The organism is Mesorhizobium sp. LjNodule214, assembly GCF_964252735.1.
Classification (GTDB): domain Bacteria; phylum Pseudomonadota; class Alphaproteobacteria; order Rhizobiales; family Rhizobiaceae; genus Mesorhizobium.
The window spans coordinates 2,607,188-2,632,977 of the sequence record NZ_CAXUPE020000001.1 but is presented as its reverse complement, the minus strand read 5'-3'; the positions used below and the strand labels follow the sequence as shown (position 1 = coordinate 2,632,977).

Annotated in this window: 27 protein-coding genes; 12 read left to right on the top strand and 15 right to left on the bottom strand. The window is 64.6% G+C overall.

Features of this window, described 5'->3' with window-relative positions:
- Window positions 1-23: 23 nt before the first annotated feature.
- Both purD and ACSQ3Z_RS12260 read right to left on the bottom strand, forming a co-directional pair.
- Window positions 24-1,307, bottom strand: a complete 1,284-nt coding sequence (gene purD, locus ACSQ3Z_RS12265) for a phosphoribosylamine--glycine ligase (RefSeq protein ID WP_436171526.1) — start codon at window positions 1,305-1,307, stop codon at window positions 24-26.
- A gap of 162 nt (window positions 1,308-1,469) precedes the next feature.
- Window positions 1,470-2,264: a phytanoyl-CoA dioxygenase family protein gene (locus ACSQ3Z_RS12260; RefSeq protein ID WP_436171525.1), complete on the bottom strand. Its 795-nt coding sequence runs from the start codon at window positions 2,262-2,264 to the stop codon at window positions 1,470-1,472.
- Window positions 2,265-2,354: 90 nt separating this feature from the next.
- Between ACSQ3Z_RS12260 and ACSQ3Z_RS12255 the strand changes: the two genes are divergently transcribed.
- Window positions 2,355-3,266, top strand: a complete 912-nt coding sequence (locus ACSQ3Z_RS12255; protein WP_436171524.1) for a LysR family transcriptional regulator — start codon at window positions 2,355-2,357, stop codon at window positions 3,264-3,266.
- Window positions 3,267-3,317: 51 nt separating this feature from the next.
- The gene (ubiA, locus tag ACSQ3Z_RS12250; RefSeq protein WP_436171523.1) at window positions 3,318-4,301 is read left to right on the top strand and encodes a 4-hydroxybenzoate octaprenyltransferase; all 984 of its coding nucleotides are present in this window, start codon (window positions 3,318-3,320) and stop codon (window positions 4,299-4,301) included.
- Between the two features lie 41 nt (window positions 4,302-4,342).
- Here the strand turns inward: ubiA and ACSQ3Z_RS12245 are convergent, their stop codons facing one another.
- The 3 genes from ACSQ3Z_RS12245 to ACSQ3Z_RS12235 form a co-directional block, all read right to left on the bottom strand.
- Entirely contained in the window at window positions 4,343-4,909 is a 567-nt protein-coding gene (locus ACSQ3Z_RS12245; protein ID WP_436171522.1) for a DUF6101 family protein, read from the bottom strand.
- Between the two features lie 184 nt (window positions 4,910-5,093).
- A complete protein-coding gene (locus tag ACSQ3Z_RS12240; protein WP_436171521.1) occupies window positions 5,094-6,524 on the bottom strand; it encodes an FAD-binding oxidoreductase in 1,431 nt (476 codons plus the stop codon).
- 18 nt (window positions 6,525-6,542) lie between these two features.
- On the bottom strand, window positions 6,543-7,508 hold the full coding sequence (locus ACSQ3Z_RS12235; protein WP_436171520.1) for an L-threonylcarbamoyladenylate synthase: 966 nt from the start codon (window positions 7,506-7,508) through the stop codon (window positions 6,543-6,545).
- Window positions 7,509-7,679: 171 nt separating this feature from the next.
- On the opposite strand from ACSQ3Z_RS12235, the gene ACSQ3Z_RS12230 reads away from it, so the two are divergent.
- Window positions 7,680-8,144: a hypothetical protein gene (locus ACSQ3Z_RS12230; RefSeq protein ID WP_436171519.1), complete on the top strand. Its 465-nt coding sequence runs from the start codon at window positions 7,680-7,682 to the stop codon at window positions 8,142-8,144.
- 137 nt (window positions 8,145-8,281) lie between these two features.
- Window positions 8,282-8,671, top strand: a complete 390-nt coding sequence (locus ACSQ3Z_RS12225) for a hypothetical protein (protein WP_436171518.1) — start codon at window positions 8,282-8,284, stop codon at window positions 8,669-8,671.
- Window positions 8,672-8,851: 180 nt separating this feature from the next.
- On the opposite strand, the gene ACSQ3Z_RS12220 is transcribed toward ACSQ3Z_RS12225, so the two are convergent.
- From ACSQ3Z_RS12220 to ACSQ3Z_RS12185, 8 genes are all read right to left on the bottom strand, one after another.
- Window positions 8,852-9,151, bottom strand: a complete 300-nt coding sequence (locus ACSQ3Z_RS12220) for an ATPase (RefSeq protein WP_436171517.1) — start codon at window positions 9,149-9,151, stop codon at window positions 8,852-8,854.
- Window positions 9,152-9,330: 179 nt separating this feature from the next.
- Entirely contained in the window at window positions 9,331-11,709 is a 2,379-nt protein-coding gene (gene glyS, locus ACSQ3Z_RS12215) for a glycine--tRNA ligase subunit beta (RefSeq protein WP_436171516.1), read from the bottom strand.
- 397 nt (window positions 11,710-12,106) lie between these two features.
- On the bottom strand, window positions 12,107-13,081 hold the full coding sequence (locus ACSQ3Z_RS12210; protein WP_436171515.1) for a glycine--tRNA ligase subunit alpha: 975 nt from the start codon (window positions 13,079-13,081) through the stop codon (window positions 12,107-12,109).
- Window positions 13,082-13,360: 279 nt separating this feature from the next.
- Complete coding sequence (locus ACSQ3Z_RS12205; protein ID WP_436171514.1) at window positions 13,361-15,136, bottom strand: tetratricopeptide repeat protein; 1,776 nt, start codon at window positions 15,134-15,136, stop codon at window positions 13,361-13,363.
- A gap of 179 nt (window positions 15,137-15,315) precedes the next feature.
- The gene (locus ACSQ3Z_RS12200) at window positions 15,316-15,732 is read right to left on the bottom strand and encodes a DUF1284 domain-containing protein (RefSeq protein WP_436171513.1); all 417 of its coding nucleotides are present in this window, start codon (window positions 15,730-15,732) and stop codon (window positions 15,316-15,318) included.
- A 6-nt stretch (window positions 15,733-15,738) separates the two neighbouring features.
- On the bottom strand, window positions 15,739-16,338 hold the full coding sequence (locus ACSQ3Z_RS12195) for a biotin transporter BioY (protein ID WP_436171512.1): 600 nt from the start codon (window positions 16,336-16,338) through the stop codon (window positions 15,739-15,741).
- A 182-nt stretch (window positions 16,339-16,520) separates the two neighbouring features.
- Window positions 16,521-17,189 (bottom strand): GntR family transcriptional regulator, encoded by a 669-nt coding sequence (locus ACSQ3Z_RS12190; protein WP_436171511.1) that lies wholly within the window; start codon window positions 17,187-17,189, stop codon window positions 16,521-16,523.
- Window positions 17,190-17,260: 71 nt separating this feature from the next.
- On the bottom strand, window positions 17,261-18,277 hold the full coding sequence (locus ACSQ3Z_RS12185; RefSeq protein WP_006201983.1) for a polyprenyl synthetase family protein: 1,017 nt from the start codon (window positions 18,275-18,277) through the stop codon (window positions 17,261-17,263).
- Between the two features lie 160 nt (window positions 18,278-18,437).
- Here ACSQ3Z_RS12185 and ACSQ3Z_RS12180 point away from each other — a divergent pair, with 160 nt between their 5' ends.
- The 7 genes from ACSQ3Z_RS12180 to ACSQ3Z_RS12150 all read left to right on the top strand — a co-directional run bounded on the left by ACSQ3Z_RS12180 (window position 18,438) and on the right by ACSQ3Z_RS12150 (window position 22,749).
- The gene (locus ACSQ3Z_RS12180; RefSeq protein ID WP_436171510.1) at window positions 18,438-18,662 is read left to right on the top strand and encodes a DUF2007 domain-containing protein; all 225 of its coding nucleotides are present in this window, start codon (window positions 18,438-18,440) and stop codon (window positions 18,660-18,662) included.
- A complete protein-coding gene (locus ACSQ3Z_RS12175; protein WP_436171509.1) occupies window positions 18,662-19,462 on the top strand; it encodes a tRNA1(Val) (adenine(37)-N6)-methyltransferase in 801 nt (266 codons plus the stop codon). Before ACSQ3Z_RS12180 ends, ACSQ3Z_RS12175 begins: the two co-directional genes overlap by 1 nt.
- Window positions 19,463-19,596: 134 nt before the next feature.
- Window positions 19,597-20,460 (top strand): S49 family peptidase, encoded by an 864-nt coding sequence (locus ACSQ3Z_RS12170; protein ID WP_436171508.1) that lies wholly within the window; start codon window positions 19,597-19,599, stop codon window positions 20,458-20,460.
- Window positions 20,461-20,543: 83 nt separating this feature from the next.
- Entirely contained in the window at window positions 20,544-20,729 is a 186-nt protein-coding gene (locus ACSQ3Z_RS12165; protein WP_006201979.1) for a hypothetical protein, read from the top strand.
- A 25-nt stretch (window positions 20,730-20,754) separates the two neighbouring features.
- Window positions 20,755-21,651 carry a 4-(cytidine 5'-diphospho)-2-C-methyl-D-erythritol kinase gene (locus ACSQ3Z_RS12160; protein WP_436171507.1) on the top strand — a complete coding sequence of 299 codons (897 nt, stop codon included), beginning with the start codon at window positions 20,755-20,757 and terminating at the stop codon, window positions 21,649-21,651.
- A complete protein-coding gene (gene moaB, locus ACSQ3Z_RS12155; RefSeq protein ID WP_436171506.1) occupies window positions 21,638-22,180 on the top strand; it encodes a molybdenum cofactor biosynthesis protein B in 543 nt (180 codons plus the stop codon). The genes ACSQ3Z_RS12160 and moaB overlap by 14 nt, the downstream gene beginning before the upstream one ends.
- Window positions 22,181-22,320: 140 nt before the next feature.
- The gene (locus tag ACSQ3Z_RS12150; RefSeq protein WP_436171505.1) at window positions 22,321-22,749 is read left to right on the top strand and encodes a GFA family protein; all 429 of its coding nucleotides are present in this window, start codon (window positions 22,321-22,323) and stop codon (window positions 22,747-22,749) included.
- Here ACSQ3Z_RS12150 and ACSQ3Z_RS12145 read toward each other — a convergent pair.
- Both ACSQ3Z_RS12145 and ACSQ3Z_RS12140 read right to left on the bottom strand, forming a co-directional pair.
- Window positions 22,739-23,710, bottom strand: a complete 972-nt coding sequence (locus ACSQ3Z_RS12145; protein WP_436171504.1) for a hypothetical protein — start codon at window positions 23,708-23,710, stop codon at window positions 22,739-22,741. The genes ACSQ3Z_RS12150 and ACSQ3Z_RS12145 overlap by 11 nt on opposite strands.
- Before the next feature lie 208 nt (window positions 23,711-23,918).
- Window positions 23,919-24,422, bottom strand: coding sequence for a glycosyltransferase family 2 protein (locus ACSQ3Z_RS12140; RefSeq protein WP_436171503.1), 504 nt, complete (start codon window positions 24,420-24,422; stop codon window positions 23,919-23,921).
- Between the two features lie 150 nt (window positions 24,423-24,572).
- Between ACSQ3Z_RS12140 and ACSQ3Z_RS12135 the strand changes: the two genes are divergently transcribed.
- Window positions 24,573-25,727: a PA0069 family radical SAM protein gene (locus ACSQ3Z_RS12135; RefSeq protein WP_436171502.1), complete on the top strand. Its 1,155-nt coding sequence runs from the start codon at window positions 24,573-24,575 to the stop codon at window positions 25,725-25,727.
- Window positions 25,728-25,790: the final 63 nt, after the last annotated feature.

The window sequence follows — 25,790 nt, the reverse complement described above, 5'->3', positions numbered from 1 at the left end:
GCTCCGCCCGCAGGGTGCCGAACCTAGCTGGCGCCGGCCTTCTCGCGCGCAACTGCCTGCCAGCCAATGTCGCGGCGGCAGAAACCTTGCGGCCAGTCGATGCGGTCGAGCGCGGCGTAGGCGCGTTTCTGCGCTTCGCCGACGGTTGCGCCGGTCGCCGTGACATTGAGCACCCGACCGCCATTGGCGACGAGCGCGCCGCCATTGATGGCGGTGCCGGCGTGGAAGATCTGGGCGCCGTCGCTGGCGGCTTCGTCGATGCCGCGGATGACCGAGCCTTTCTCCGGCGTGCCAGGATAGCCCCTCGCCGCCATCACCACGGTGAGCGCCGCCTCGTCGCGCCAGCGCACCGAGCTGTGCGCAAGCTGGCCGTCGACGGCGGCGTTGAGCAGCACCAGCAGATCGTCCTTCAGCCGCATCATCAGCACCTGGCATTCCGGATCGCCGAAACGGGTGTTGTATTCGATCAGCTTCGGCCCCTTGTCCGTGATCATCAGCCCGGCAAAGAGAATGCCGGCAAACGGTGCGCCGAGTTCGGCCATGCCGCGCATCGTCGGCTCGATGATCTCGCGCATGGTTCGCTCGACCATGTCAGGCGTCATCACCGGCGCCGGCGAATAGGCGCCCATGCCGCCTGTGTTCGGGCCGGTATCGCCCTCGCCGACGCGCTTGTGGTCCTGCGCGGTGCCGAAGGGCAGCGCGGTGGTGCCGTCGCACAGGCAGAAGAAGCTTGCCTCCTCGCCGGTGAGGAACTCCTCGACCACGACCTCGGCGCCGGCGGCGCCAAAGGAGCCGTCGAAACAGGCGTCGAGCGCGGCGAGCGCCTCCTCCAGCGTCATGGCCACGGTGACGCCCTTGCCGGCAGCCAGCCCATCAGCCTTGATGACGATCGGCGCGCCCATCTTCTCGACATAGGCTTTCGCCGAAGCCAAATCGCCGAAGCGGCCATAGGCGGCGGTCGGGATGTTGTATTTAGCGCAAAGATCCTTGGTGAAACCCTTCGAGCCTTCAAGCCGCGCCGCCCGCTTCGATGGGCCGAAGACGCGGATGCCCTCGCCGCGCAAATCGTCGGCAATGCCGGCCACCAGCGGCCCCTCCGGCCCGACCACGACCAGATCGATCTTTTTCTCCTGGCAGAAGGCGGCGACAGCGGAGCGGTCGGCAATGTCGAGCTTGACCAGTTCGGCTTCACGGCCAATGCCAGGATTGCCGGGCGACGCGTAGAGCTTTGTCAGCAGCGGCGAGGCGGCAGTCTTCCAGGCGAGCGCATGTTCGCGGCCGCCCGAGCCGAGAAGAAGAACATTCATGGCTACCTCTTGCTGCCGATCGTCCTCGTCCAGAACCCGCTATTGGTCTCGGAGCGACGGGTCAAGGCGTCTCGGCACTTTGGCAGCAATTGCGCACGGGAACATTGCCCGCCGATGGGATCGATGCGGCAAGTTCGTACCTGACGAAGGTGATCCGGCCGATCAGCTCTGGAAGACGATCGGGAACCAGTCCTCGCGCAGTTTCTGCCCGGGCTTCATGTCGTGGCCGGGATAGGGCGGAGACGTGCGACCGGGACGCTCGACGTAGCGCGCATCGTCGCCGACCCAGCGCAGCGACAGCGCCCGGCGCCGGGCCGCAGTCAAATTGCCGCGCGCGCCATGCGCGGTCCTGAAGTCGAACAGGATGGCGTCGCCCGGCTCCATCTCCCATTCGAGGACCTTCATCGAGGAATCCTTGTCGGGATCTGGCACCGGCAGGTAGTCACCCTCGCCGGCGTAGAAATTGCTGTCGTCGAGCCAGCGTACCGGCAGGATCATCTTGTCCCATTTGTGCGAGCCGGCGATCAGCCGCAAGGTCGCCTCCTTGACCGGATCGATCGGGATCCAGAAGCTCACTGTCTGCTGTCCGTCGACGAAATAGTAGGGAATGTCCTGGTGCCAGGGCGTCGGCTTCTGCGTACCCGGCTCCTTGACCAGCACGTGGTCGTGGAAGAACTGGGAGCTGCGCGATTGCATCACAGCCGCCGCCAGTTCGGCGGCGGGCGAGTTCCGCACCACGTCGACGAATTCGGGAATGCGCTCCCAGTTGCAGTAGTCGTCGAAGAAGCTGCCGCGGCCATTGGCGATGTCGGAGGCGGTGGCGCTGCGGTTCTGGATGTTGCGCTCGATGCCGTCGGCAATTGTCTCGACCCAGTCCTTGAAGGCGCCGCGGATGCAGACCGCGCCATCGCGCTGGTAATCGGCGATTGTCTCAGCATCGATTTTCTGGGCGGCCATCGCGTTTCTCCTCAGCTTGATGACCGACTATCGCAGTCAACAAACATCGCGTAAAATAATAACTTCTCATTTCGCTTATAGTTTATCTCTATGAATCTGACCCTCACCCAGCTGCGTTATCTCGTCGCCGTGGCGCGCCACGGCAGCGTCACCGCGGCCGCCAGGATGCTCAATGTCTCACAGCCGTCGATCTCGGTGGCGATCGACAATGTCGAGGCGACGCTCGGCCAGAAACTGTTCGTGCGCCAGCGCGGCAGCGGCATTGCGCTGACATCGTTCGGCCGTGGCGCGGTGGCGAAGGCAAAGCAGGTGCTCGCCGAGGCCGACGAACTGATGGGGCTCGGAACGCGAGACGCCGATGTCGCAGGCGAGCTGGTGCTCGGCTGTTTCGAGGATCTGGCGCCCTATTTCGCGCCGGCCCTGATCCGCTCGTTTTCGCAGCGCTGCCCCGCCGTGACCGTCATTGTCCGCGAGGAGACCTTCGAGACGCTCGGGCGGCGGCTCGGTGATTCCGCCATCGATCTCGGCCTGACCTACGATCTCGGCCTTCCGGCGCATTTCGCCCGCGTCTTGCTGCACGAGTTGCGGCCGCACGCGCTTCTACCGCAAAGCCATGCGCTGGCCAGCCAGGCGACCGTCAGTCTCGCCGACCTTGCCGCCCATCCGCTGATCACCACAGACCAGCCGCACAGCTGGCAGCATATGCTGGACCTGTTCCTCAGCCGCGGCCTGTCGCCCGTCGCGCACTCGACGACAAGTTCGTTCGAACTGCAGCGCAGCATGGTGGCCAACGGCTTCGGCGTCGCCGTCAGCTACACCAGGCCGCATGGCGACCTGAGCTATGACGGCCTGCCGCTGGTCTGCAAGCCGCTCTCCGATCCACTGCCCATGCAACGCATCATCCTCGCCCATGACACGCGCCAGCGGCTGTCGAAGGCGGCGCTGGCGTTCACCGAGGTGGCGAAGGAATGGTTCTTTGGTCACGATGTTTTCACCGGGTGATGGCTTCGCCTGACGCTTGACGGCGCCCACCGCGGCTGCCACTCCAGCAGCATGGAACCCATCCAGTCGAAAGCAGCCCAGGGTCGTGTCGCCGATGCGCCGAGCGGGCATTGGGCCTACCGGGCGCTCCCGCGCTGGCTCTGGCCCTACGCGCAGCTCGCTCGCTGGGACCGGCCGATCGGCTGGCAATTGCTGCTGTGGCCGTGCTGGTGGTCTGCCGCCCTTGCCGCCAGCGCCTATCCGCGCCCCACTGATCCGCTGCTGACGCTGCTGCCGGCGCCCTGGTACCTGCTGCTGTTCCTGATCGGCGCCATCGCCATGCGCGGCGCCGGCTGCACCTATAACGACATTGTCGACGAGGACATCGACAACCAGGTCGAGCGCACGCGGTCGCGTCCACTGCCGGCAGGCAAGGTGACGCGCAAGCAGGCCTGGGTGTTCGTGGTCATCCAGGCGCTGGTGGGCTTGGTCGTGCTCCTGCAGTTCAACAGCTTCGCCATTCCGCTCGGCATTGCCTCGCTCGCCGTAATCGCCATCTATCCGTTCATGAAGCGCTTCACGAACTGGCCGCAATTCGTGCTTGGCCTCGCCTTTTCCTGGGGCGCGCTGATGGGCTGGGCGGTCGAATTCGGCGACCTCGATGGCCCCGCCATCATGCTCTATATCGGCTCGATTCTGTGGGTGATCGGCTATGACACGATCTATGCGCATCAGGACAAGGAAGACGACGCCATCGTCGGCGTGCGCTCGACCGCGCGGCTGTTCGGCGACAACACCAAGATCTGGCTGGTCGGGCTCTATGGCGGGGCGTTGATCTGCTTCGCCATCGCCTTCGCCTCGGCGCAGGCGCCGGTGCCGGCGCTGGCCGGGCTGATCGCCGCCGGCGCGCATATGGCGCGGCAGATCGCCGTCCTCGACATCGACAATCCTGACCAATGCCTGCGGCTGTTCAGGTCGAACAACCAGGTCGGCTGGCTGATCTTCCTCGGCCTGATCGGCGGTTCGCTCTGGGTGGCGTTGAAGCCACTGGTGTAGGGGCTCGTTCCCTTCTCCTTGTGGGAGAAGGAAGGCCCGTTCTATTCGCGCGCAATAATCTCATGGCCGTCGATGACCAGCCTGAGGCCGAGATCGCCGGCCCGGCGGCGGGCCAGGAAGCGAGGGCGGCGCATGGTCGAGACGCGGCCCTTCCGACGGTCCTGCGGCGGCAGCGCCTTTATGGCGGCGCCGAGCGATTCCTCCAGCGTTCGGGCGATGCCGTCGGCCTCGATCAGCAGCATCGGCAGACGGTAGGCATCGGCCCAGGCACGCCAGTCGGCGGCGACGTCGTCGAGATCGTCGGCCACCAGCAGCGGCACCGACAGCATTGGATCATTGTGCAGGAGCTCAAGCGTCACCGTGACATTGCCATCCGGATCCTCCATCGCGCGGGCGGCGACGCCGCGGAACGCGTTGGCGGGCAGCGCGATGATCGCCGGCACGCCGCTCATCTCCAGCATGCGGCGAATGACGGCGCCACGCTGGTCGATGGTGAAGGTAACGTCGCCATAGTCGTCGCGCGTCGCATAGCTCACCATCTGCGGCAGGCGGAATGGGTCGAGACGCATGTTGCGTCCGGCCCAGACTGGCTTCAGTCCAGTGTTCATCGAATGCCTTCCTGTTACTCCTGAGGGCCGTTTTCCGGTTCTCTCCGGGCCGGTTTTTCCGACCTCGTTTGTGCAGGAATATTAGCGCCGGCTTCTTACCACCGCGCTTAAGAAAGTCGGTTAAATTTTGCTGATCTCAGGCGATGGTTATCGGAATGCAACCAACAACAACATGTTGGAAGGATCAGATAACCTTACCGGGATTCATGATGCCGGCCGGATCGAAGGCAGCCTTGACGCGACGCATCAGATCGATCGCCATCGGCGGCGCCGTCGCGATCAATTCATCCCGCTTCAGCTGGCCGATGCCATGCTCGGCCGAGATCGAGCCGTGGAAGGAGCGCACGACATCGTGCACGGCCTTGTTCATGGTGTGGTAGAGGCCGAGGAAAGCCTCGTCGTCGCCGCCTTCCGGCCGGGAGATGTTGTAGTGGAGGTTGCCGTCGCCCATGTGGCCGAAGCAGACGACGCGCGCATCGGGGCTAACCGAAGCGACTGCGCTGGCGGCTTTGCCAATGAATTCGGGGATCGATGATATCGGCACGGAAATGTCGTGCTTGATCGAGGCGCCCTCAGGCTTCTGGCACTCGGGCAGCACCTCGCGGAAATTCCAGAAGGCGTCGCCCTGGGCCAGGCTTGCCGCGATCACCGCGTCGCCGACGATGCCCTGCTCCAGCCCGGCCGACAGCACCTCCTCGATCAGCGCCCTGCCGTCCTCTTCCGAACGGCTCGAGGACACCTGCATCAGTACATACCAAGGCCAGTCTTCGGCCAGCGGCCGCGTGACGCCTTGCGCATGCTTCAGCGTGTAGTCGTAGGGTCTTTTGGCGATCAGTTCGAAAGCGGTGAGCGAAGCACCGGCCCGGTCCATCGCCAGGCTGAACAGGGAAAGCGCCGCCTCAGGCGACGACAGGCCGGCGAAGGCCACTTCCCTGCCCTTCGGCTTGGGGAAAAGCTTCAGCACCGCGGCGGTGATGACGCCGAGCGTGCCCTCCGCACCGACAAACAGGTTCTTCAGATCGTAGCCGGTGTTGTCCTTCTTCAATTTGCGCAAATCGTCGAACACCTCGCCGGTCGGCAGCACCACTTCGACACCAAGGCAGAGCTCGCGCGCATTGCCATAGGCGAGCACGCCGGTGCCGCCGGCATTCGATGAAAGATTGCCGCCGATCTGGCAGGAGCCTTGCGCGGCGAGCGACAGCGGAAACAGCCGGCCGGCGGCGTCGGCCGCCTCCTGCAGCGTCTGCAGGATGACGCCGGCCTCGACAGTCACCGTATTGGACAGCACGTCGATCTCACGGATGCGGTTCAGCCGCGATAGGGACAGCAGTATCTCGTGGCCGGAGGCATCCGGCACCTGGGCGCCGACCAGCCCGGTGTTGCCGCTCTGCGGTACGACCGGTGTGCCGGTCTCGGTCGCCAGCCGCATGATGTGGCTCACCTCCTCGACGCTGCCGGGCCTTAGCACCAGCGCGGTCCGGCCGTGCCACAGGCCGCGGCGCTCAGTGAGGTAGGGCGCGATGTCGTGCTGGTCGCGCAGCGCGTATTTTTCGCCAACGATTGCGGCGAAGCGGTCGATGAGGGCCGGAGCGAGATCGGAGGGGGCGTCGTTCATGGGCAGAAACTATGGCGCTCAATCGGCCTTGTCACGTGGGGCGGCGGCGCGAAAGAGCCGGTCGTTGATCGCCTCGCCCAGCCCTTCGAATGGGATCGGCTCGACGGCAATCGTCGCAGCACCGCTCTGGTCGAGCGCCTGCAGATGGGCAAACAGGTTGGTGGCCGCTTCGCGCAGGTCGCCGCTCTCGGACAGGTTGCGCAAGGCGGCGGCATCCTGCCAGCCGCCGGCGCGGCGTTTGCCGAAGGCGAGCAGCGCTTCGCCACCGGCAACTTGCCCGGCGTTGAGCCGCACCGCGGCACCTGGCGCATAATGCGAGGCGAGCATCCCGGGCGCCTCGATGCCGGCAGCCATTCCGCGCAGCAGCTTGACGCCGGCCACCGCCTCGATCTCCTCGGCGGCAACGCCGCCTGGTCTCAGCAGGCGCAAGCCTTCGCTCTCGACCTTGACGATGGTCGATTCCAGCCCGACCGGCGTCGCGCCGCCATCGACGACCAGCCTGATCTTCGCGCCGAGGTCGGCCGCCACGGCCTGTGCCGTGGTGGCGCTGATCTTGCCCGAGGAATTGGCGCTGGGCGCGGCCAGCGGGCGGCCAAGTCGCGCGATCAGCTCGCCGCCAAAACCCCTGGGCATGCGCAGCGCGATCGTGTCCAGCCCGGCCGTGACCAGCGGATGGATGCCGTTGCCGGTGCGCTGCGGCAACACCAGCGTCAGCGGCCCCGGCCAGAACGCCTCGGCCAACCGTCTCGACAACGGATCGAAGACGGCAATGCGCTCGGCCATGGCGATATCAGCGACATGGGCGATCAGTGGGTTGAAGCGCGGGCGGCCCTTGGCCTCGAAGATGCGCGCGACGCCAATGCCGTTGGTCGCATCGGCGGCCAGCCCGTAGACGGTCTCGGTCGGGATGGCGACGACATCGCCGCCTTCAAGCAGCGCCAGCGCCCGCTCCATCGCCTCGCCGACGGCAAGTATCTCAGCCAATCTCGTCACCTCTACAGATGCCGGGCTGCGTAATACGGCGGCGTTCACGGGGCAAGTCCGGGCGTTGGCGAATTATCAATCTCTAAAATGCTATGCTTTCGTGCAAGCGGGCATCAATCCCCCGGGAATAGGATGTCGGCTCCAAGGGTTTGGGGAGTTTTCATCGTGTCGATGCGTATGCTTGCAATGCTTGGCATCAGTCTGGCGGCAATGGCCGGCGGGGCGCAGGCCTCATCCATTCTCGTCCTCGGCGCGTCGACCACGACGCCCTCCGTCGTCAAGCTCGGGGCGCCCGAGCCGATGAAGATCGCTTCGGCGCCATCGATCGTGGCGCTGGGTGAGGCTGTGCCCGACGTCACCGATGAGAAGGTGGCGGCGATCCCCGACAAGCCCGAACAAAAGCACATGCAGAGCCCGATGATCATTCGCGGCGGCATCGTCGGCGGCGCCTTCGCAACGCCCGCCGCCGCACCGGCCAAGGCCACTGCCGCCGCCGAACCGGCAGCGGGAGACACCACAGCCGCGGCCGACGGCAAGCCGGCGACGGCAACCGCCTCGAACGGCGAGCAACAGCCCGCGCCACAACCCGAGGCAGCACAGCCGTCACCGATAGCCCCTGTCGGAAAAGCCATGTAAGCTGCCGGCGCAGGCGGATCGGTCGTCCGGGTCAAGCATCCGGTGAGCGGTTTTCTTCTCCAGTTCCTTGCCACGGCCCGCTCGAATTTGGTCGAGCGGCTCCGGTAGGAGAAATCGGGTTTTTCAAAGGGGGCATCATGAACAAGGCAAGACCGTTTGCCGTCGCCGGGCTATTGCTGGCGTCGGCGCTGGGCACAAGTGCGGCGAAGGCCGACGACATGCTCGGATCCTATGTCGCGCGCATTTCCGAACGCGACCATCACGCCAGCGATGGCTTCCCGCTGGACAGTGCCGCGCAGATGGTGCGGCAGGACCGCGCCAACTGGCACAAGTTCCACCGGCGCGACAGCGACGACGAGGGCGACGGCTGGTTCAGGAGCAATGACGACCGCGCGGATCTGCAACGCATGCTGGAGCGCGGCGGTGCGATGAGTTCCTCGACACGGCGTGCCATCGTCAATGGCGAGCCGCTGATCCAGGTCGACGTCTATTCGCGCAGCGCGCGCGTCAGCATCCTGGAAGACTGACCAAGTCAGCATCTGGATGACTGACTGACGTCAGCATCTGGATGACTGACTGACGTCAGCATCTGGATGACTGACTGACGTCAGCATCTGGATGACTGACTGACGTCAGCATCTGGATGACTGACGCAGAGAGGGCGGCGCAAGCGCCGCCCTCTTCGCAACTCGGCCTGACGAAATGGCTCAGGCCGCCTCTTCCTTGTCGTCGTCCTCGTCGTCCTCTTCGCCAGCGTCGCCGCCTTCGGCCTTCACGCTGTCTTCGTCTTCGTCCTCGTCGTCTTCTTCGTCGTCCTCGCCGTCTTCATCCTCGTCGTCGTCCGAGAGGGCGGCTTGCTTGTCGGCGTCCTCGCCGTCTTCGTCGTCGCCTTCCTCATCGTCGTCGGACAGATCGGCGGCTTCGACCGCGGCGGCGGCAGCCTGATCGAGGATGTTTTCGGAGGCGGATTCAGTCGCCTCGGTGGCGGCCGGGGTCTCTTCAGTCACTTCGATGTCGTGAGCGGAATTCATGGAAAACTCCGTGGGTTGGGGGAACATGTCCGTTTTGCCTCGGGGAGATCATCGTCATATGACTGTAAGCCGGCTCGAATGGCCGGCCGGTACAAATTTTTCAGTTGCTTCGTTTGAGCGTGATCTTTGTCCGAACCGAGGGTTCGGGATATGCTTTAGCCGGCGATCCTGGAGAAGTCCGCGACCTTACCGGTGGCGGCGCGGATGCGGGCGAGCAGTGCCAGGCGGTTGGCGCGCACGGCCTGGTCCTCATCATTCACGAGAACACGCTCAAAGAATGTATCAACCGGTTCGCGCAAAACGCTAAGCGCCAGCATGGCGGCGGAAAAGTCTTCGTCTTGAATCGCTTCGCCGGCTTCCTTCTCTGCCTGATTCACCGCTCCAGACAGCGCCTTCTCGGCATCCTCGCGAAAAAGCGCCGGCTCAACAGTCTCGGCGATCACCGTTTTCTTCTTCTCCTCGGCGGCCAGAATGTTGGCCGCGCGCTTGGTGCCGGCGAGCAGGTTCTTGCCGTTCTCGCTGTCGAGGAAGGAACCCAGCGCCTCGACGCGGCGGACGATCTGAAGGAGGTCGTCGGACTGCGGCGTGATGACGGCGTCGATCAGATCATGGCGTGCGCCCTGATCGCGGAGGTAGACTTTCAGGCGGTCGTGGAAGAAGGCGAGGAGGTCATCCGTGAACGGAGCCAAAGAGGCTTGCAGTTCCATTATGCGCTGCCCGTCGAAGAACTCTCGCTCCGGGTCAGCAGCGCCAGAGGTTTCGGATATTGCCTTTTGGAGACCTTGCTTCACCAACTCAGCGACAAGACCCGCTTCCGGCAGCAGACGGCTTTCCCCCCGGTAGTCTTGAATTCGAGCATTCAGCATCGCCACGACGCCGAGACTCTCGGCGCCTTCACCCGAACGTTCATAGGCAAAAAGTGCTGCCGCGACCGTCGCAGCAATGGCCTTGCTGAAGGAGAGTTTGATCTTGTTCTCGAGGACGATCCTCACCAATCCCAAGGCCGCTCTTCTCAGCGCATAAGGGTCCTTCGACCCCGTCGGCTTTTCGTCGATGGCCCAGAAGCCGACCAGCGTGTCGAGCTTGTCGGCGAGCGCCACGGCAATCGAAACAGAGTCGGCCGGCACGCGGTCGGACGGGCCTTGCGGCTTGTAGTGTTCCTCGATGGCAGCGGCAACCGACGGATGCTCGCCCTGCAGCAGCGCGTATTTGCGGCCCATGGCGCCCTGCAATTCCGGGAATTCGCCGACCACTTCGGTGGTCAGATCAGCCTTGGCCAGCACCGCGGCGCGAGCAGCGAGCGCGGGATCGGCGCCAACGATCGGCGCCAGCTCTTCGGCCAGCTTCCTGATCCGCTCCACCCGCTCGCCCTGCGTGCCGAGCTTGGCGTGGAAAGTGACGCCGAGATGGTCGAGGCGGGCCATGCGCTGGTCGAGCGGCTTTTTGAGATCGAGCCCGAAGTTCTCCGCCGATGCCTTGAGCTGGTCGAGATCGGGCAGGTCGCCCTGGTCGGTCTTCCAGAAATACAGCGCATCGGAGAGGCGCGCGCGCACCACCTTGCCGTTACCGTAGGCGATCTCCTTGCCTCCGTCCTTCGCCTCGATGTTGGCGGTGAGGATGAAGCAGTTGGACAGATCCTCGACGGCGCCCTGCGGCCGGCTGACGAAGCACTTCTGGTTGGCGCGAATGGTGAGCCGGATCACCTCGGCGGGAATAGCGAGGAAGTCCTGCTCGAACTCGCCCATCAGCACGACCGGCCATTCAACCAGGCCGGACACTTCCTCCAACAGTCCCTCGTCCTCGACCAGGTCGAGGCCGTTGGCGAAGGCGAGGTTGCGGGCGTCGGCAAGAATAATCTCCTTGCGGCGGTCGGCGTCGAGCACGACCTTGGCCGCCTCCAGCTTGGACACATAGTCGTCGAAGCGGCGCACCGTGATTTCGCCCGGCGCATGGTAGCGGTGGCCGTAGGTGACGTTGCCCGAGCGGATGCCGTCGATCTCGAAATCGACCACCACCGGCTCCTCGGTCTCCGGGCCGAAGGTGCAGAGGATCGACTGCAGCGGCCGCACCCAGCGCAACGAGCCCGACTTTGCCGAGGCCGGCCCCCAGCGCATCGATTTCGGCCAGGGGAAGCCACGGATGATGCCCGGCACCAGGTCGGCGATGATGGCTTCCGCCGCCCTTCCCGGCTTCGAAATATGGGCGACATAAAAATCGCCCTTCTTCGGGTCGGAGTGGACATGGGCCTCGGCAACCGAGGTAAGGCCCGCCTTGCGCAGAAAACCCTGCACCGCCTGCTCCGGCGCCGAGGTCGCGGGCCCCTTGATCTCTTCGTGGAGGTCCTTCGAGCGCGCCGTCAGGCCGCGAATGTCGAGCGTCAGCCGCCGCGGCGTCCAGTACTCGCGCGCCGCCTCATAGGTGAGGCCCGCCTCGACCAGACCGTCGGTCAGCATCTTCCTGAGGTCGCCCGCCGCCTTGCGCTGCATGCGGGCAGGGATTTCCTCGGAGCGAAGTTCGAGAAGCAGGTCAGGCATAGGTAGGGCTCACGCGGCAACAGGTCTGGGCGGGCATAGCAACTCGGCCGGCCGCTGTCACCCTGCATGCCGATCGCCTGTTCGACCTATTTCCGGAATTTTCATGGCTGTTGTCGGGATAGCGGGAACCCGGCCGTCCTTAGGGCAGAAATTCCCATGAACCAAACACAGCGCTGAAGCGACCAACGCTCAGGCAGGGAACTATTGGCTGAACGACGATGAAAACGGCATCAAGACTACTGCAGATCCTCGCACTTAGCGCTTGCCTCGCCGCGCAGGTTCACGGTGCCTTCTCGATGCCAGGCGTTCGGCAGGCATTGCGGACAATGGCAGGCCCGAGTGGCCAGATCCTGTCCCCGATCAACGCGTCTCTCGAACTGATGAAGCGCGTCTGAACTCAGGCCGCCAGCCCGCCAGCCTGTGTCAGAAGGAAAGCCTCGCCGCAGGCCTTGGCCAGATTGCGCACCCGCAGGATGTAGCTCTGCCGCTCGGTCACGGAAATCACGCCGCGCGCGTCGAGCAGGTTGAAGACATGGCTGGCCTTGATGCACTGGTCGTAGGCCGGCAAAACCATGCGGTGCATCGCCAGATTGTCGTTCGACGCCGGCGCGCCGGCATCGAGCAGCGCCTTGCACTCTGCCTCGGCGTCTTCGAAGTGTCTCAGCAGCATCGCCGTGTTGGCATGTTCGAAATTGTGGCGCGAATATTCCTGCTCGGCCTGCAGGAAGACATCGCCATAGGTGACCTTGTCGGCCCCGTCGCGGCCGTTGAAGTTGAGGTCGTAGACATTGTCGACACCCTGCACATACATGGCCAGCCGCTCCAGCCCGTAGGTGAGTTCGCCCGCCACCGGCGCGCATTCGATGCCGCAGACCTGCTGGAAATAGGTGAACTGCGAGACTTCCATGCCGTCGCACCAGCACTCCCAGCCCAGGCCCCAGGCGCCTAGTGTCGGGCTTTCCCAATCGTCCTCGACGAAGCGGATATCGTGCAGCAGCGGATCGACGCCGATTGCCTTGAGCGAGCCGAGATAGAGCTCCTGCAGATTGGGCGGATTCGGCTTCAGGATCACCTGGTACTGGTAGTAGTGCTGCAGCCGGTTCGGGTTCTCGCCATAGCGGCCGTCCTTGGGCCGGCGCGAGGGCTGCACATAGGCGGCGTTCCAGCGCTTTGGCCCCAGCGCACGCAATGTGGTCGCCGGATGGAAGGTGCCGGCGCCGACTTCCATGTCGTAAGGCTGCAGGATGACGCAACCATAGTCCGCCCAATAATTGTGCAAGGTCAGGATCAGCCCCTGGAAAGAGCGGCTGGGATGCATGTGGGCTGGGATGTCGATCGTCACGGCGGCCTCGGAAAGCGCGGAATGAAGCATTCCCTAGTTGCCGGGCCGGCGAGCGTCAAGGCGGGGTGCCGCACCCACTCTCCCCCCTCGAGGGGGAGATGCCCGCGCAGCAGGCGGAGGGGGTCCCCTCAGGAGGCACCGCAAGCAAGGCGTCGAGCACTGCGCGAGCGACCCCTCCCGACCAGACTTCGTCTGGCCACCCTCCCCTCAAGGAGGAGGGGGATCAGCGCAAGCACCTCGGCGGCCCGAGCTTTTCTGAAACGAAAACGGGGCTCAGCGAGCCCCGTTTTGCATACAATATCGCGATCCTCACCCCTTCGGTGCCGGCGTCGGCTCCGGCTTGACCTTCGGGGTCTCCTGCGCCGTGTTGGATTCGATCGGCGGCAGGCCTTTCAGCAGCTTCTGCTGCACGGCGGCAAGCACATCGGGGTCCGGCTTCAGGTCGCGCGCCTGGTTCCACTGGAAGGTGGCTTCCAGCTTGCGGCCGACGCGCCAGTAGGCATCGCCGAGATGGTCGTTCAGCACCGGATCCTCCGGCTTCAGCGACACGGCACGCTCCATTTCACGCACGGCGTCGTCGAACCGACCAAGGCGGAAATAGGCCCAACCCAGCGAATCGACGATGTAGCCGTCGCTCGGCCGCAGATCGACGGCCTTCTGGATCATCGCCAGGCCTTCCTTGAGGTTCATGTTCATGTCGACCCAGGAATAGCCGAGATAGTTCAGAACCTGCGGCTGGTCCGGGAGCAGTTCCAGCGCCTTGCGGAAATTCGGCTCCGCCTTCGGCCATTCCTTCAGCCGCTCATAGGCGATGCCGCGCTGGTAGAAAATGTTCCAGTTGGCGCTGGTCGGCGTCTTCAGCACCTCGACCGCCTTGTCGTAGAGATTGGCGGCGGAACGGAAATCGTCCTTGGAGGAATAGACGCCGCCAAGCGCCAGATAGGCACGCATGTCTTCTGGATGCTTTTCGACGAACGCCTTCAGGTGGGCAATCGCCTCCTCATGGCGGTCGAGATCGGCGAGGTTGAGGCCGAGCTGCAGGTCGGAAAGCTCCTTCAGCGGCGAAGAATCGGGAATACGGCGATAGAGCGCGATCGCGCCCTCGCCGTCCTTCAGCTGCTCGGCGACGGCGGCGAGCTGCACCAGGGCGGCATCGCTGTTGGGCTTCAGCGCCAGCGCATATTGCAGATAGAGGCGGACGAACGGCTCGCCGCCGCCGCGGTTGAGCGCGGTGGCAAGATCAAGCAGGATCTCGGAGGCACCCTCGGACGGACCGGTGACGAGAGCCTCGATCTTGTCGCCCTTGTTGATCCTGTCGCGAAGCGTGGTGATTTCCAGCTTGCCCGGCGCAAACGCCTCGGCCTGGTCGAGCACGGAAAGCGCCTTGGCCTTGTCGCCCTTGCGGGAAAGGAACGAGGCATAGGCCTGTGCATTGCGCATCCACGTCTCGGGCGCCGCACCACCGGCGGCAGTGTCTGCCAAGGTCGCGGCGTAGATTTGATCGGCCTTTTCGGGCAGGCCCGCGGCATCGGCGATCAGAGCGCGATGGTAGGATTTGAACAGGCCGAACCAGTCCGGCCCCTGCAGCTTGTCGATGAACGCCATGGCGTCACTGGCTTCACCAGTGCCTTCCATGGCCCAGCCGCTCATGACGCCGGACAACAGGCGGTCTAGATCGGATTCGAGCGACAGCTTGAGCCAGTATTGCGCCTTGGTGAAATCCTTCTTGTGGAAAGAATCGACGGCCAGCGCCAGCCGCGAGAAGCGCTCGACATCGGGCACTTCCTTGAGCTTGTCGGCATAGACCAGGGATTCCTCGAAGCGGCCTTGCGCAATCAGCGACAGCATCAGGCTCTGCTGCAGCGCGGTGTCGCCGGGCGCGAAGGCAAGCGCCTGCTTGTAATAGGCGATGGCGCTGTCGAGGTCGTTGTCGCCCTCGGCGATCCGCGCGGCGAGATAGGCTCCCGAGAAGGATGTGATCTTGACCGGCTCGGTGGTTTCCTTGGCATGCGACGGCAGAGCCGAGATCGCCATGCCCGCCACAATTGCCAGCCCTGTGAGCCAGCGCGCACGTCCTTGCCGCATCGTATCCCTTTCAGCCAGACGCAATCCCCAAGTCGGTGGGACCGCCATAGACTCGCACTTTTCCGGGTAAAGCATGGCCTTTTTGGGGTCAGGCTTCAATCCGGGCCGAATTCACAATCAGGCCACCCGATCAACAAATCATGGCGACGGCGGATTATAGCAGATTGCGGCGGCGGACCCTACACCCTGGTATCGCGATAGGTGTTGATGGCAACAGTGGTGCACAGGCCGGACCACTCGCAGCCCTGGCAGGCCTCGCGCGTCAGGCCGGCTGAAAAGGCGGCGCGCATGCTGGCCAAGGTTGCCGCGTCGAGGCTGAAGCGGGCACCGACCCGGATCGGCCGGGCCAGCAATTGCTCCACGTCCCGCGCCGCCAGCAGGTCCCGCTCGGCAGCACTTTCGCGCAAGCAGTGCGGCTCCGGCTCACCGAGCAGCGGGGCGCAGATGTCGTCTGGACCCGAGACGATCAGGACATCTTCGCCCCGGCGAAGACGCTCGGCGATGCGGTCATAGTTGGCGATGAAGGCGGCGCTGTAGCCCTTGCCGACATAGGTCAGCACGCAAAGCAGATGATGGGAGCGCAGCCTGACGGTCATCGGTTCTCAGGATGCGGTTTTCGCGGTCTCGGACTTGTTGCCGGAAAACAGCTTCAGCGTGGCGGCGCCGAGCGCCGACTTCAGCAAGCCGCCGACGATGAAGGGCAGGAAGCCGAAGGTGATGGCCTGTTCGGCGCCGATCATGACGGCAAGCCACGCCGTGCCAAGAACCAGGCAGGCGAGATTGCCGAGCACCATCGCGGCGAAGGCCAGCATCACCCGGTTGCCGTTCCAGCCGCGTTCGGCCAGCCAGCCGACCAGTGCGCCGGTGAGCGGAAAGGCGAAGAGATAGCCGCCCGTCGGCCCGAGGAAATGCTGCACGCCGGCAGCGCCGCCGGCCAAGACCGGAAAGCCAACGGCGCCCTCGACCAGCCAGGCGCTGATGGTGATGGCGCCAAGCCGCCAGCCATAAAGCGCGCCGATCAGTGTCACGGCGAAGGTCTGCATGGTCACCGGCACCGGCACCATCGGCACTTCCATGTAGGACGACAGCGCCAGAAACAGCGTCCCGAGGACGATGGCGCCGGCCTGCCAGCCAAGCGAGCGGGTTTGCAGGCGCAGCGGGCTGAAGGACGGCTTTGAGGACGAAAAAGCGATGTCGGTCACGGCGGTTTCCCTGGCTGATTTGAAATTATAGATAATTTTCGTATTCGATCTATTATCGAATCCATATTTCCGCGGTGATGGCAAGCCCTGGCCCGGAAAAATGCTTCCGGGCATCGGTTTTCAAAAACGTCGCGATGCATTGGGAAGGGCCGGCGGGGCAGCAGCAGCTGCGCGCCAATGGCCTAGCCGACGATGGCGAAGGCGTCGCGGGTCCTGCCGGAGGCCGTCCTGACCGGCTTCTGGCCGATCCACTGCACATGCCGGCCAAGGGTGGCGGCGGCCGATTCGGCATTGCCTTGGCGGAGCGCGCTCAAGATCGCCCGGTGATCCTGGTCGGTGCGGATTTCCCATTCCGAGCGCCAGGCCGCGAACAGGAAGCGGGCGCTCGCCGCGTGCAAATCGTCGATGGTGGCGAGAAGGCGCGGCATGCCGCATGGCTGAAGGATCAGCCGGTGGAAGGTGCGGTTGGCTTCCTCCCAGGAGCGGACGTCGCGGGATTTGTCGCCGGCCTTGGTCGCTTCTTCGGCGAGATCGAGAATGGCTGCGGTCAGGTGCGGCGCGGCATGACGCAGCGCCAGCACTTCGAGTGCCGCCCGCATTTCGGCGACTTCCCTGACCTCGCCAAGGTCGAAAGACGCGACACGCACGCCACGGCGCGGCTCGCCGATCGCCAGCCCTTGCGCCTCCAGACGCCGGAACGCTTCGCGCACCGGGACATGGCTGGTCTGGAATTCCTCGGCGATATGGTCCTGCCGCAGCCGGGCGCCCGGTTCGATGGCGCCCGATATGATGCGGTCCGCCAGCACTTTGCTGATGCGGACGGCGATGGTGTCGTCTGCGGTCCTTGCCATGCTTTATAGATAATTTGTATCGCGACGGCTTGTCGAGACGGCATAGCGGGATTTCGCGGCAAAGTTGCCTTTCAGTTCACCCGGCTGATGCAGAAATCGATGACGTCGATCAGCGCCGATTTCTGCGGCGTCGCCTCCAGCGGCGCCAGCGCGTCGCGAGCGATCTCGCCGAAATGGCGGGCGCGGCCGATGGTGTCGGCGATGGCGCCATGGCGGGTCATCAGGCCGATCGCCTTTTCCAATCCGGCATCGTCGGTGACATTGTCCTCGATAGCGCGCTTCCAGAAGGTGCGTTCGGCCTTGGTGCCGCGCCGGTAGGCGAGGATGACCGGCAGCGTCACCTTGCCTTCGCGGAAATCGTCGCCGACATTTTTCCCCAGCTCCTTGCTGGAACCGCCATAATCCAGCACGTCGTCGATGAGCTGGAAGGCAAGGCCGAGATTCATGCCGTAGGAACGCAGTGCCGCGCGGTCGTTGCGCGTTGCCTGGGCGATGACCGGGCCGACTTCGGCGGCGGCCGAAAACAGCGCAGCAGTCTTGGCCTTGATGACGGCGAAATGCTCGTCCTCGGTGGTTTCGAGGTTCTTTGCGGCGGCAAGCTGCATCACCTCGCCCTCGGCGATGATCGAGGCCGCACTCGACAGGATGTCGAGCGCTTCCAGCGAGCCGACATCGACCATCATGCGAAAAGCCTGGCCGAGCAGGAAATCGCCGACCAGCACACTGGCCTGGTTACCCCAGATCATGCGGGCGGTCTTCTTGCCGCGGCGCATGCCGCTCTCGTCGACGACGTCGTCGTGCAAAAGCGTAGCGGTGTGCATGAACTCGACCGAGGTGGCGAGCTTGACGTGGCCCTCGCCGGAATAGCCGAACATCTGCGCGGCGGCGAGCGTCAGCATCGGCCGCAGCCGCTTGCCGCCGGACGAGATCAAATGGTTGGCGACCTCCGGGATCATCTCGACGTCGGAGCCCGCCTTCGAAAGGATGAGTTCGTTGACGCGCCCCATATCGGCCGCCGTCAGGTCGATCAGGTCCTTGATGGAGGCGGCTTCCCGCTTCCCGTTTTCGATGTTGAGAACGACACCCACCACAAACACTCCCGTCTATTCCACGCGCACGACGGCACCCTGTCCCGGATGGACTCTAGGGCGGCACCCACGGGCACGGCAAGAGGCGAATTGGCGCGGTTGCAACTGGCAGGCGACCGCCCACGTTTACAGGAACGCCGCAACCTGCGATTTTCGTCCGATGATAGAGCTTATCCGCACCAACGATGCCGTGATTATCTCCTTTGTCGAATCGCTGATGCGCGATGCCGGCATTGCCTGTTTCGTCGCCGACCAGAACATGAGCGTGCTCGACGGCTCGATCGGCATCTTGCCCCGACGCGTCATGGTAGACGCCGATAGGGCGGATGCGGCGCGGCGCATCCTGACCGATGCCGGCATCGCCAACGAGATCCGCCGAAAATAATGTCCGCTTCACCCGCCGCCCTTGTTCCGGACACGCCGGCCCACACGGTCGATGCCTTCCATCGCGGCCGCTTCTGGCTGGTGCAGCCCCGCGCGGGCGGCCACCGCGCCGGCATGGACGCCATGATGCTGGCCGCCGCCGTGCCGTCGGCCTTTGCCGGCCGGCTCGCCGACTTCGGCGCCGGCGCGGGAGCCGCGGGCCTCGCGGTTCTGTCGCGCTGTGCTTCCGCCCGGGCCGTGCTGGTCGAACGCTCCGAGGAAATGGCGGGATACGCGGCGACCACGCTTGCCCATCCCGGCAACGCCCATCTCGGCGATCGCGCCTCGGTGCTGGCCGCCGATGTCACGCTTTCGGGCAAGGCGAGAGGCGACGCCGGCCTTGCCGACAATTCCTTCGATTTCGTCATCATGAACCCGCCCTTCAACGCCGCCGAGGATCGCGCCACGCCGGATCCGCTGCGCAAGCAGGCGCATGTCATGGAGGACGGGCTGTTCGAAGGCTGGATCAGAAGTGCAGCAGCGGTCGTGAGGCCGCGCGGCGGGCTCGCCGTCATTGCCCGGCCAGAGCAACTCGGCGCGCTTCTCGATGCGGTCGAGGGCCGCTTCGGCGATGCCGAAATGCTCTCAGTCCACCCTCGCCCCGAGGCGGCGGCGATCCGCATCGTCGTCAGGGCGGCACTCGGCGCGCGCGGAAAGCTGTCGATCCGCCCGCCACTGATGCTGCATGGTGAATCGGGCAACGGACCAGCGGAGCGGACCGAGATGATCAACAACGGACTGGCGTCGCTGTTCGGCGACTGATCCCGCCGGCCACATAGCATTGCTGTTGGCCGGAAAATCCCTACATGCCCGGAGCAAGATCGTCGCGCCGTCCCAGAAACAAATTTGCCTGACCTCATATTGCTCTTTGCACATTGACCGGAGACAACCCCCTCGTGAAACGCCTTTTGAACCGACTGCTGCCGAAATCCTGGCGCTCCAGCGTCGTCACCGTTCCGGTCATCCGGCTGCAGGGGACCATCATGCCCGGCGGCGGCCAGTTCCGGCCGAGCCTGTCGCTGGCGTCGACGGCCGGCCTGATCGAAAAGGCGTTTTCCTTCGATGCGCCAGTCGTCGCCATCTCGATCAATTCGCCTGGCGGCTCGCCGGTGCAGTCGCGGTTGATCTTCAAGCGCATCCGCGACCTGGCGGTGGAGAAGGACAAGAAGGTGCTGGTCTTCGTCGAGGACGTGGCGGCATCGGGCGGCTACATGATCGCGGTGGCCGGCGACGAGATCTTCGCCGATCCCTCCTCCATCGTCGGTTCGATCGGCGTGGTGTCGGCCTCGTTCGGCTTTCCCGAACTGATGAAGAAGATCGGCGTCGAGCGCCGCGTGCACACAGCCGGCCAGAACAAGGCGGTGCTCGACCCGTTCAAGCCGGAGAAGAAGGAAGACGTCGAGCGGCTGAAAGCGCTGCAGCTGGAGGTGCACGAAACCTTCATCGACCTCGTCAAGGAACGGCGCGGCACCAGGCTCAAGGACGACCCGGATCTGTTCACCGGCCTGTTCTGGACCGCAAAGAAGGGTCTTGAGCTCGGCCTTGTCGACGCGCTGGGCGATATGCGCACGGTGCTCAAGACCCGCTTTGGGCCGAAGACACAGCTCAAGCTGATCACGGCGCCGCGCGGCCTGTTCGGCCGCTTCGGCCTGTTCGGCTCGCGCAGCGGCTTTTCGGCGCCCGACATTGCCGCTGCTGCCGCCAGCGGCATCATCGATGCGGCGGAAGAGCGCGCGCTGTGGGCGCGCTTCGGGCTTTGAAAAAACGGTGAAAACGTCTAGCATGTCCGCTTGACCGACCCGACCGGCCGCCTTCGCCGCCTTTTCGAGGGAGGAGTTTTGAGATGCCGCAGATCATTTTCTTCGTCGCCGTTGGCGTGCTTGCCTATGTCGGCTACCGCTCCTTCGTCAGGGAAGCCGAACGCGTGACGGCCAAGATCCGGCGCACCGAAAAGCAGGCGGCCAACGGTACGATGGGAACGCTGGTCAAGGATCCCAAGACCGGCGAATACCGCCTGGCCAAGGACTGACAGCATTTCCCTTGCAGCCGACACATTGAACTCCGAGGCGCCGGCCCGGATCTGGCTTGCGCCCGCCAAGATCAACCTGGCGCTGCATGTCACCGGCAGGCGCGCCGACGGCTATCACCTGATCGAGAGCCTCGCCGTCTTCACCCGCTTCGGCGACAGGGTCGAGATCGAGCGCGCCGACAGCGATCTTTTTTCCGTGTCCGGCAAGTACGCGTCCGCGGTCCCGCTCGACGACAGCAATCTGGTGGTGAAGGCACGCGAGGCACTGCGGCGGGAAGCCGGCCTGCAGCGGACGCCGCCTGTCGCCATCAGGCTGGAAAAGAACTTGCCGATCGCTTCCGGCGTCGGCGGCGGATCGAGCGATGCGGCGGCGGTGCTGCGCGGGCTCGTCCATGCCTGGGCACTGGATGTCGATGAGGCCGAACTGGCGCGCATCGGCCTTACGCTTGGCGCCGACATCCCCATGTGCCTGGCGGCAAAACCCCTGGTCGCGCGTGGTATCGGTGACGAGCTGTCGAGCGTGCCGGATTTTCCGGCGCTCGGCCTGGTACTGGTCAATCCCGGCACCGCCGTCTCCACGGCCGAGGTGTTCAACGCGCTCGCCAGCCGGGACAATGACGTGCTGCCGCCGCTGCCGCGCATGATCGACTTTCACAGCATCCGCAGCTGGCTGGAAATCACGCGCAACGATCTCGAACCGGCGGCCCGCGCCGTCCAGCCGGCCATCGGCAAGGCATTGTCGGTGCTGAACAAGGCCGGGGCGGGATTCGCCCGCATGTCGGGCTCCGGCGCCACTTGCTTCGGACTGTTCGAAACCGGCAATGTCGCCAAGCGCGCCGCACTCGACATACGCAGCCGCCATCCCGACTGGTTCGTCGCCGCGACGCGAAATATGGAGGCTGACGCGCATGGCCAGGATTGACGAAAGCCGACCCTTCATTCCCGTGCGCATCGCGGTTTTGACCGTTTCCGACACGCGCAGCCTTGCCGACGACAAGTCCGGCCAGACGCTGGCCGACCGCATCGCCGAGGCCGGCCACATCCTTGCCGCCCGCGATATCGTCACCGACGACCGCGACAAGATCCGCGACAAGGTGCTTGGCTGGTCGCAGGACAAAGACGTCGATGTCGTCATCACCACCGGCGGCACCGGCTTCACCGGCCGCGACGTGACGCCGGAGGCGCTGGAGCCGATCTTCGAAAAGCGCATGGACGGCTTTTCCGAAGTGTTCCACCGCATCTCCTACGACAAGATCGGCACCTCGACGATCCAGAGCCGGGCGACCGGCGGCGTCGTCAACGCCACTTTCGTCTTCGTGCTGCCGGGATCACCCGGCGCCTGCAAGGACGCCTGGGACGGCATATTGAAGCCGCAGCTCGACTACCGGCACATGCCCTGCAACTTCGTCGAGATCATGCCGCGCCTGGACGAGCATCTCAGGCGTGGATGACGAACGGCCAGGTCGCAGGCATTTCGCCGCAGCGACTTTGGCTTTGCCAGGCAGAACAGCGTTTGCGCCTTCGAAGCGCCATTCCCAACCGGACGCTGGAAAAATATTCTGCGCCACGATCTTCGTGAGCGAGACATGCGATGAACCGACATGCCGGCGGCTGCCATTGCGGCAATATACACCTGACATTCGAAACCGAGATCGAGCCGCCGCAAATCGAGGTTCGCGCTTGCCAATGCTCGTTCTGCACCAGACATGGATCGCGCGCTGCCGCCGATCCGGCCGGCAGGCTGATCATTCTGGTGCAGGACGAAGAGCGGCTGCGGAAATACCAGTTCGGACTGCGGACCGCTGATTACCTGGTCTGCCGGGAATGCGGCGTCTATGTCGCGGCTGTCGCCGGAGATGGCGAAGGCGCAAGGGCTATCGCCAACATCAATGCGCTGGACGACCGGATGCAATTCAGCCGTGAGCCTGTCGCCGTGAATTTCGATACCGAAAGCAGGGAGAGCCGCCTCGCCCGGCGGCGCTCGCGCTGGATGCCGGTCGAGATGCGTTTCAGCGGATGACCGGCTCGCCGTGGAAGCGACGGCGCGACGGCGCCGAGACGCCGAAACCGACTTCCATCATCAGCCGCGGCGTGCGCGTCGGCACGGTGCCCATATGGAAGCCGAACGGATCCTCGACGAAGCCGAGGCCGGCTTCGCCGGTCAGCGTCACCGGGCTGTCGTCGCCGTAGACGCCGAGCACGTCCTGCGCCGGATGGCCGACGAGCAGCGTCAGCTGATGCTTGAGGGCGCGGCGCTTGTGGCTGCCGCGGACATAGACATGCGGACCGGTGCCCTCGTCGACGGGCTTGAGGTAGAAGAAGAATTTCAGCATCCGCCAGTCGTCGAGGTCGAAGTGGTATTTGCCGAGCGACGCCAGGTTCTTGTCGGCCTCCGAGGCCGCACCGGTCGGAAAGCTCCACCAGACGCGCGTCGTGATCAATTTCGCCTGGCCGCCGAGATAGTGCGCGGCGATATCAATCAGCAGCGGGTCGTGCTGAATGGCCAACGCGGCATCGCAATCGAGGATGCGTTCGAAAAAATGGCCGCTGAGCAACGGGCGGCCAAAACCCTTTTCGGCCTCGGCATGCTCGCCTGGCATGAACTCGAGACGACGGTCGAAATTGCCGAAGCACGGCGTGCGCTCGGCGAAGTTGGCGATTTCCTCGTGAATGGACTGCGGCAGCACCAGCCCTGAAAACAGCCCGTCCGACTTGAGCGCTGCGACGGCCGCGGCGCGGTCGACGCCGGTAAACATGGTACCTGCGTTGCGTGCCGGCTTGGCCTGTTTGGCACCAAGCCAGTGCAGCCGCCGCCCCGGCATGGTGCGGGCGAGAACAAACATCGGCAGCCAGGCGGGATTCTCGCGAAGGTCGGTCAGATAGGTCGGGATGCGTGCGGCCATGCGGCGCAACATGCTGCCATTTCGCGCAATTGCCTCCAAGCTGGCGGCGCCGGATTTGTCAGGGCTTGTAAAGGTCATCGGGTCCTCGGGTATGAATGCGGCGCCGACGCAGCGTCAGTTGCTCACCGCTCCGGCATTACCCAAACCCGATTGTCCCGCGTAAGGGAATGCTACCCTCGCGTCATCTTTTGTGCAATGCACAATAGACAACGCAACTGCAATAAAATTCATTTGGCCGTGGAACGGGTGAAGCTCCGTCCGTTCGCGAAGGCGGGGCAAAAGAGCCTCACTTCGACGGCGCGACCCAGATCTCCGCGTCGAGCCTCCTGGTCGCAAGGCCGCGCGCAATGGCCTCGGCGCTGCGGGCGCCTTTCGACAGGGCGGCGGCCTGGCGTTTGCTGATCACCAGCCCCTCGGCCAATGCCCGGTTGCCCGAAAAGACGCGTGCCAGGAACGGCGTGCGGCTGCCACGCGCCCGTGCAAACCGCGCCGGCATGGTTTGCCTCGCGGTGTGGGCGACAAGCTCGTCTATCCAACCTTCCGAAAGCCGCGCGCCGGGCTCCAGCAACAGCAGCCAGTCGCCCTTGGCTTGCCTGATACCGGCCGCGATGCCGCCGGCGACATAGTGGCAGCCGGCATGCTCGGCGACACGGTGCGTCTGGTCGGTAGAGCCGTTGTCGCAGACGATGACATCGCGCACCACGCCCTCGACCGCGCCGCCGATCAGCGAGGCGAGCGTGCGGGCAAGGCCCTCTTCGTCGTTCATGGTTTCGATGAGAACGCTGAGCATGGTTAGCCGAATAGCGGAAAGCCGCAGGCCGCGCCAGTTTTTGCATCGCGGCATAAAAAGTTCTTGCTTTGTTCTCATCGGCAAAATAGGAATAGTTTCATGAACAGAGCGATTCGACAGCCTGCCGACAGTCCCTGGGAGAGGGCGAAAATGGAACAGATCGTGCGTGCCGACATTGCAGCCTTCGGGGCCGGGAGAGCCGAGATGGCGAATGCAATGATCGAACAGAGCGGCATGCGCGTGCGGCCGGACCGCAATCGCGGCCGCTCCGCCGGGATCAATCCGTCCGGCCGCTTCGAGCCGGTCAGCCGGCATGTCTTCGATGACGGCTGGAACTCGCTGGAGGAACTGCCGCCCTTCAAGACCGAGGTGCAGGTCGAGAAGCCGCGCACCATCATCACCCGCAACGAGTCGCCCGACATTTCCTTCGACCGCTCGATCAACCCATACCGCGGCTGCGAGCATGGCTGTGTCTATTGTTTCGCCAGGCCGACGCACGCCTTCATGGGCCTGTCTCCGGGGCTGGATTTCGAATCGAAGCTGTTCGCCAAGCCCGACGCGGCACGGATGCTCGACAAGGAATTGTCGAAGCCCGGCTACCAGCCGCGTACCATCGCTATCGGCACCAACACCGATCCCTACCAGCCGATCGAGAAACAGTACCGGATCATGCGCGAGATCCTCGAAGTGCTGGAAGCCCGCGGCCACCCGGTCGGCATCGTCACCAAGTCGGCGCTGGTGACGCGCGACATCGACATACTGTCGCGCATGGCCGAACGGGGCCTGGCCAAGGTGGCGTTGTCGGTGACGACGCTCGACCGCATGCTGGCGCGCACCATGGAACCACGCGCGTCGACGCCGACCAAACGGCTCGAGGCGATCCGGCAGCTTTCGGACGCCGGCATTCCGGCCTCCGTCATGGTCGCACCGATCATACCCGGCCTGACCGATCCGGAGATGGAGCGCATCCTCGATTCGGCACGCGCCGCCGGCGCGCGAGAGGCCGGCTATGTCATCCTTCGCCTGCCGCTGGAGGTGGCGCCGATCTTCAAGGACTGGCTGCTGCGCCACTATCCCGACCGCTACCGGCACGTGATGTCGCTGATCCGTTCGATGCGCGACGGCAAGGACTACGATTCGGAATGGGGCAAGCGCATGAAGGGCGCCGGACCCTATGCCTGGCAGATTGGCCGCCGCTTCGAGATCACCGCCAAGCGGCTCGGCCTCAACGCGGAGCGGCGGACGCTCAGGATCGACCAGTTCGTCGCCGCGGCCAATGCCACGGAGCAGTTGACGCTGCTTTAAGGAAGATCTGGCACCGGCCTTCGCCGGCCGGTGCATGAGAAAAGAATCCGTCCGGCCATGTCC